Here is a 6,339-nt window from a genome sequence, read left to right on the forward strand (position 1 = left end):
CATCCTAGGCGGCGGTTTCTGTTTTTTGCAGGCTGTCCAGCCAATGGGGCAGGGCGCTGATATTGTCCAGAACGACATCGGCCAGCGGGGCCAGATCGTCGTGGGTGGCAAGGCCGGTCAGAACGCCAACGGCGCGCATGCCAGCGGCGCGTGCTGCCATCATATCGTGCCGACTGTCGCCCACCATCACAATGGTTTCGGGATCAAGCCCCATGCGGTCGGCAAAGGCCAACAACTGGCCCGCCTGGGGCTTGGCGCCATATCCGCTGTCAAAGCCCGCGATAAAATCGAAAAGATCACCAATGCCAGACTTGGCCAGATGAACCCGCGCGGACGTTTCACCATCATTTGTGACCACACCCAACCGGATGCCTTGCGCCCGAAGACGCCCCAGAAGGGGCACCAGGGGTGTCGCTTCAACCTGCGGCGCATTCGCCGCGGATGCATTCATGCGTGTGATCAGGGCCGACGGGGTGGTTCCCGGCAAATGCGGCAAAAGACGTTCAGCAATTTCGCCGGGGGTTCCTGCAATCACAGGGCTGTCGGGTTTGAATTCCGCGGTGTCGTAGCAATAGCCAACTGCGCGCCCAAGAAGCTCGGCCCGCCTGAGATCTCCGCCCGCCAGATTGAACAGAAGACCGCGTGTCCAGTCCCCCCAGGTTGCGTGGAAATCAAAAAGAGTGCCGTCCTTATCAAAAAGGACCCCAGACGTTCGCAGCAATGACGTTCCTCCCCAGAGAGTCGTTACACCCTAAAACGCGGTGCGCGAAACATAATTACAATTTGTAACACCCGATTGACATATAGATGTTGTTTTTATTGTACACAAGTGTTGGTTGTTTCGCGATGAACGCGCCATGCTCGACAAGCGCTTGTCGTGTTGGTCTATACTACTTAACACAGTTTTGCTGACAATACTGCAAGATTTATTTTTCGCGCTAAAGTTGTTTTTGCAGTTTCGCTGAATGAGATATCGAAAGATCAGGACGCGGGTAAATTTTTCGGGGTAAGTTAGCGGGGATTTTTTCTTTAAATTATTGATTATAAATAGAAAATGCAGATAGCATGTTTCCATATCTGCTGTGCGCTATTGATCGTGGATATGATCCCACCCATCAAAACCAGGCGGTGTTTAATCGGATTCATTTGCGACGCCGATGCCAATGATTTGTGCGCCTTGCCCGTTTATTGAACAGCGCACCCGCACAGTCTGCTTCTCAAATGACGCAGCGCCGGTCTGGGAAAATGAAGATTTTCTGATAACGATATGGTCGGATTGATGGATAGACGCCCCGTGACGAAGCTCTTCTCATACAAAAATCGACCGGTTCATCTTGGGGGATATCCCCTTGAAAAACTGCGGCGGGCTGATCGTGCTGACACATCTGATGTGACACCGATGACGCCCTTGTCTTTTCGCAGGCCCGAAGATCCGCTTAGCATCGTCAACGCGATGCAGGAATATCAGGCCATGCTGGACGCGACGCGGGATGGTCTGATCAAGGCTGAACAAGCTCAAATACCGGCTGATCCGCTTCTACGCGCGCAACATCTGAAGGCTTTTGGGTATTACTGCGATGCCGCGATGGTCGGGATTTGCAGGATCACGCCGGACGACTGGCTGGACCAGCCGATCCGCAACCCTGATATCGACCGGCTGGCCAGTAAAATCGAAACCATGCAGACCAAGACCTTGGCGGCAGGCATCGATGTGATCATGGCGGGTCTAAAGGAGGCGCTGCGCGCGCCACCGCAAGAATGTCGGCATCATACGCATGCTATCGTGTTTCTATACGACCATCCGCGTGCCCCTCGGGCGAATGAGACCGGGGCGGACTGGATCAGGGACGCCCTGCCGCATCGAAGTTGCTTGCGCGCCATGGAAACCGCCGTGACGCTGGCCCATTACATCCGCAGCCTGGGATGGGACGCCCGTGCGCATTCCGAAGCGACAAGCGATATTCATCTGAAAAGGCTTACGGTTCAGGCGGGCCTGGCGACGGTCGATCGGGGTAAACTGATCAATCCATTCGTGGGATCGGATTTTGGGGTGGCTGTCGTGACGACCGCGCTGGCGATCAGCCATGACAAACCCCTGGCCCTCGATCAGAACATCCCGCTTGGGTATAAACTGGGGACAGGCACTTATGGGAAGTCCAAACGCAGCCGCGACCCGTATGCGCGGCGTGATTTCAGGGACGGGCCGCATCCTTTTGAAACCCTGAAACGTGTCGATGATCCTACGACATACATCGACATTGAAAACGTCGCCCGTGTGCCCAAGCGCGCCAATATGTTTGCCCGCGCGTTGTTTGGCGATCTGGGAAAAGCCACGCAAGAGGCCACAAAGAACGGCAATTATGTCAGAAAGTCAGCCTCGGCCTTTGCCTTTCGCCCGACCCTTGGCGCCCTGACGCTGCTGCAGGATGGCGAGGCGGGCGACCGGCATCCGTCAACCGAAGATGCAGATCGAAATGCCGTGAATATCAAGGCCGCGCTTTACTTTCTTGGTGTCGATGCCGTCGGTCTAAGCGCCTGTCCGGAGTGGGCTTACTACAGTCACGATGCCGCGGGGCAATCGATTACGCCCTATCATGAAAACGCCATATCGATGATCATCGACCAGGGGCACGAGACGATGGAGGGCGCCTCGGGCGACGATTGGATCGCCTGTGCGCAGTCGATGCGGGCCTATCTGCGGTTTTCGCTTTTGGGCGGCGTTCTGGCCCAGCACCTGCGTAATCTTGGCTATACCGCGCGCGTCCACAGTGTGATGGATGATGAGGTCCTGCATCCGCCGCTTTTGCTGCTATCCGGTCTGGGCGAGGTCAGCCGCATTGGCGAGGTGATCCTGAACCCCTTTCTTGGACCGCGCCTGAAGTCCGGGGTGGTCACGACCAATATGCCTATGACCCATGACAAACCTATCGATTTCGGTCTTCAGCGCTTTTGCGAGGCCTGCAACAAATGCGCCCGCGAATGTCCTAGCGGGGCGATTACCGCTGGTCCGAAACTGATGTTCAATGGCTATGAAATCTGGAAATCCGACAGCCAGAAATGCACCACCTATCGGGTGGGCCAGAAAAACGGCGCGATGTGCGGGCGCTGTATGAAAACCTGCCCCTGGAACCTTGATGGGTTGTTTGCCGAGGCGCCCTTCCGATGGGCTGCAATGAATATGCCGGGCACGGCCAAGGCGTTGGCCAAGCTTGACGATCTGGCGGGCAATGGTGAAATCAACCCGGTCAAGAAATGGTGGTGGGATCTTGAGATGGTGGACGATGGCCCGTACCGTCCATCGGAACACCCGGTCAATACCCGTCCACTGCAAAAAGAACTGAACCTGCAGTATGAGGATCAGACATTGGCTGTTTACCCGGCGCCGCTTGCCCCGCCGCCCCACGCCTGGCCTTTCCCGATGAACCGCGAGGCCGGGATTCAGGCCTATAAAACCATGATCCCCGCAGAGGAACATAAACGCCGCCGCGCACGGGGGCTACCGCCGGAACATCTTTACACCGCTGATCAGACAAAACCGCCAGTGATGCAGGTGGTCGTGTCGAAGGTCGAACATATGACGGATGCGATCACGAAGTATGAATTCAGTCTGCCTGATGGTGGTGATTTGCCGCCCTTCGATGCTGGTGCGCATATCGATGTGGTTGTAGCACCTGAATTCTTTCGCCAGTATTCGCTGTCTGGTAACCCCGCCGACAGGACAAAATACCAGATCGCTGTCTTGCGAGAGGACACAGGCCGCGGCGGATCAAAACTGATGCACCGGATCTTCGAACGGGGGCGCCGCGTCTTTATCTCTCACCCCATCAATCACTTTCCACTGCACGAAGATGCAGGGTTTTCTTATCTGATGGGCGGCGGCATCGGTGTAACCCCAATGATCGCGATGGCACACAGACTGCATGCGATCGGGGCAGATTTCGCACTGCACTACAGCTGTTCGACCCGACAGGCCGCGGGTTTCATTGAAGATCTTGCAAAGGTGCCATGGGCCGACAAAGTGCACCTGCATATTTCAGGCGAAGGCACACGTGCCGATCTGCCAAACCTGCTGAGATATCGTGAGGGTGATCACATCTATACCTGCGGACCCGAGCCTTACATGACCGCAGTGATGCAAGTCGCGAAGGTGAACGGTTTTCCTGAAAGCACCCGGCATCTGGAGTATTTCACAACCCCCGATGTGCCAGACTACGTCAATAATGATTTCACGCTGCATCTTTCGAAATCAAACAAAACCATCAAAGTCCGCGCGGATCAGGCGGCAACGGATGCACTCATCGCGGCGGGGGTGCAGGTGGATGTCAAATGCTCAGACGGGCTTTGCGGTGTGTGCAAGGGCCGGGTCCTGAGCGGCGCGGTCGAACATCGCGATTTCGTCCTGTCCAACCACGACCGCGAAACGCAGATGATCCTATGTCAGTCGCGGGCTGCCGAGGCTGATGGAGAATTGAAGATCGACCTGTAAAACAGTCAGATCAGATATTCGGAAAATCAAAACCCCCCGTCGATGCGGAGGGTTTGAAGTCAGATCGTGTTACTTCGGCAGCGGTCCGATCATCATGATCATCTGGCGGCCTTCCATTTTTGGCATGTTTTCCACCTTGCCATGATCTTTGGTGTCTTCGGCAACGCGTTCCAGCAACTCGCGGCCAAGGTTCTGGTGGGCCATTTCGCGTCCTCGGAACCGCAGGGTGATCTTGACCTTGTCCCCATTTTCCAGAAACCGAAAGACATTGCGCATTTTGACGTCATAATCGTGTGTATCGGTGTTGGGCCTGAATTTGACCTCTTTCACCTCAATCGTTTTCTGTTTCTTCCGCGCCTCGGATTCACGTTTCTGCTGTTCATATTTGAACTTGCCGAAATCCATGATTTTACACACAGGTGGCGTGGCATTTGGCGAAATCTCAACCAGATCCAGACCGGCCTCATCAGCCATCTGCATTGCTTTTTCGGGCGTGACAACGCCGACGTTTTCACCTTCGGCACCAATAAGACGGATTTCGGGGGCGCGGATGCGTTCATTCACGCGTGGGCCAGTTTCACGCACCGGGGGTGCGTTGTGGGGTCTGCGGGCTATGACAATGTTCCTTCGTCTGTTTTCACAAATTGAACCAAGAAATTAACGCTAAGTGGGCCGTCTTTCAAGCGCAAATGCGGGTCGGCGAAGCTTTGCTTTTTATATCAGCTTGGCATTTTAATTACCTTGAATCTCTGTCATATTACAAAATCAGGATATTGAGTACAAAAAGGGTTGCATTATGCTAAGAGGTCTTCTGATTGCGGTGGTGCTGATCGGCGCTGCGGCTGGTGGATATTATCTGTTCGTCAGTGGAAATCTGCAACAAGCGGCAGAGCAGGCGCGCGAAACGGCCGAAACAGTCAATGAAACGACTGGCGCCGCAGCAGAGAGTGCCGTCGAGACAATGGAGACCGCCCAGGATACTGCAGAAGAAACCATAACCCAGGGTGCCGAAACCGCTGGTCAGGCCATGGAACAGGCTGCCGATACGGCCGAAAATGCGCTTCAGGATGGCATGGCAGCCGCGGAAGACGCGGCAAGTGAACTGGCAGAAGCCGCCCGGCAAAACGGACAGGATGCTATGGAAAACGCAGCTAACGCTGTTGAGGAAAGCCTGGCAGCCCTTGCAGGTGACAGCGCGACCGAACCCGCAGCAGAGCCCGCAGCCCCCGTCGTTCAATCCGAATCCGACGACTCATTGCTGCAGTATTTGACGGTCGAAAACTATGATTTCGACCGGGTCAGCGAAATGATTGACGGATCAGAACTGGCCGACATGCAGAAAACCGGTCTGAAAGTTGCCTTGCAACAGGCTGAAAGCAATGAAGAAACACTGCAAGCCATTCTGGACCGTGTGGGCGAACTGTTAGGACTGCAGGCCGAGTGACATAAAATGGTAGTGTGCCGATGTAGTCGTTCACACTGACCATGGATCATGTTGTCTATGCTATTGGCGACGTTCATGGTCGTGATGACCTACTTGGCGAATTGCACGAACATATTCGTAACCATCATCAGTTGATCTACGGCGATCATGATGCCGAGATTGTCCACCTTGGCGACTATATAGATCGTGGTCCAGATAGTATCCAAGCGATCAACCGGCTTATGGCGGGCCTGCCTGATTTTAAAATAACCTGTCTGTTGGGGAACCATGAGGCGATGATGCTAGAGCGTGATGAAATCGACCTGAATCAAGGGGGATTCACATAGGCTTATTTTGCTGATTCACTGTCGCCGACCACAAGATGGAGGGCGAGCAGTGGGTAAGGCACTTTCGATGGACCTTCGGGAGA

General features: G+C 54.8%; 5 protein-coding genes. 3 read left to right on the top strand and 2 right to left on the bottom strand.

The genetic code is table 11. The annotated features are described in order from the left end of the window. Positions 1 to 4: 4 nt before the first annotated feature. A complete protein-coding gene (locus H7848_RS11425; protein WP_208351513.1) occupies positions 5 to 718 on the bottom strand; it encodes an HAD family hydrolase in 714 nt (237 codons plus the stop codon). Between the two features lie 561 nt (positions 719 to 1,279). Here H7848_RS11425 and H7848_RS11430 point away from each other — a divergent pair. Next, positions 1,280 to 4,486: a reductive dehalogenase gene (locus tag H7848_RS11430; protein WP_208351491.1), complete on the top strand. Its 3,207-nt coding sequence runs from the start codon at positions 1,280 to 1,282 to the stop codon at positions 4,484 to 4,486. A gap of 69 nt (positions 4,487 to 4,555) precedes the next feature. Here H7848_RS11430 and infC read toward each other — a convergent pair whose 3' ends face one another. Further along, on the bottom strand, positions 4,556 to 5,050 hold the full coding sequence (infC, locus tag H7848_RS11435) for a translation initiation factor IF-3 (RefSeq protein ID WP_336512088.1): 495 nt from the start codon (positions 5,048 to 5,050) through the stop codon (positions 4,556 to 4,558). A gap of 232 nt (positions 5,051 to 5,282) precedes the next feature. Between infC and H7848_RS11440 the strand changes: the two genes are divergently transcribed. Then, on the top strand, positions 5,283 to 5,930 hold the full coding sequence (locus tag H7848_RS11440) for a hypothetical protein (RefSeq protein WP_208351494.1): 648 nt from the start codon (positions 5,283 to 5,285) through the stop codon (positions 5,928 to 5,930). A gap of 41 nt (positions 5,931 to 5,971) precedes the next feature. Then, on the top strand, positions 5,972 to 6,256 hold the full coding sequence (locus H7848_RS11445) for a metallophosphoesterase (RefSeq protein WP_208351496.1): 285 nt from the start codon (positions 5,972 to 5,974) through the stop codon (positions 6,254 to 6,256). Positions 6,257 to 6,339: the final 83 nt, after the last annotated feature.

The organism is Pseudaestuariivita rosea (assembly GCF_017592335.1).
Taxonomy (GTDB): Bacteria; Pseudomonadota; Alphaproteobacteria; order Rhodobacterales; family Rhodobacteraceae; genus Parasulfitobacter; species Parasulfitobacter rosea.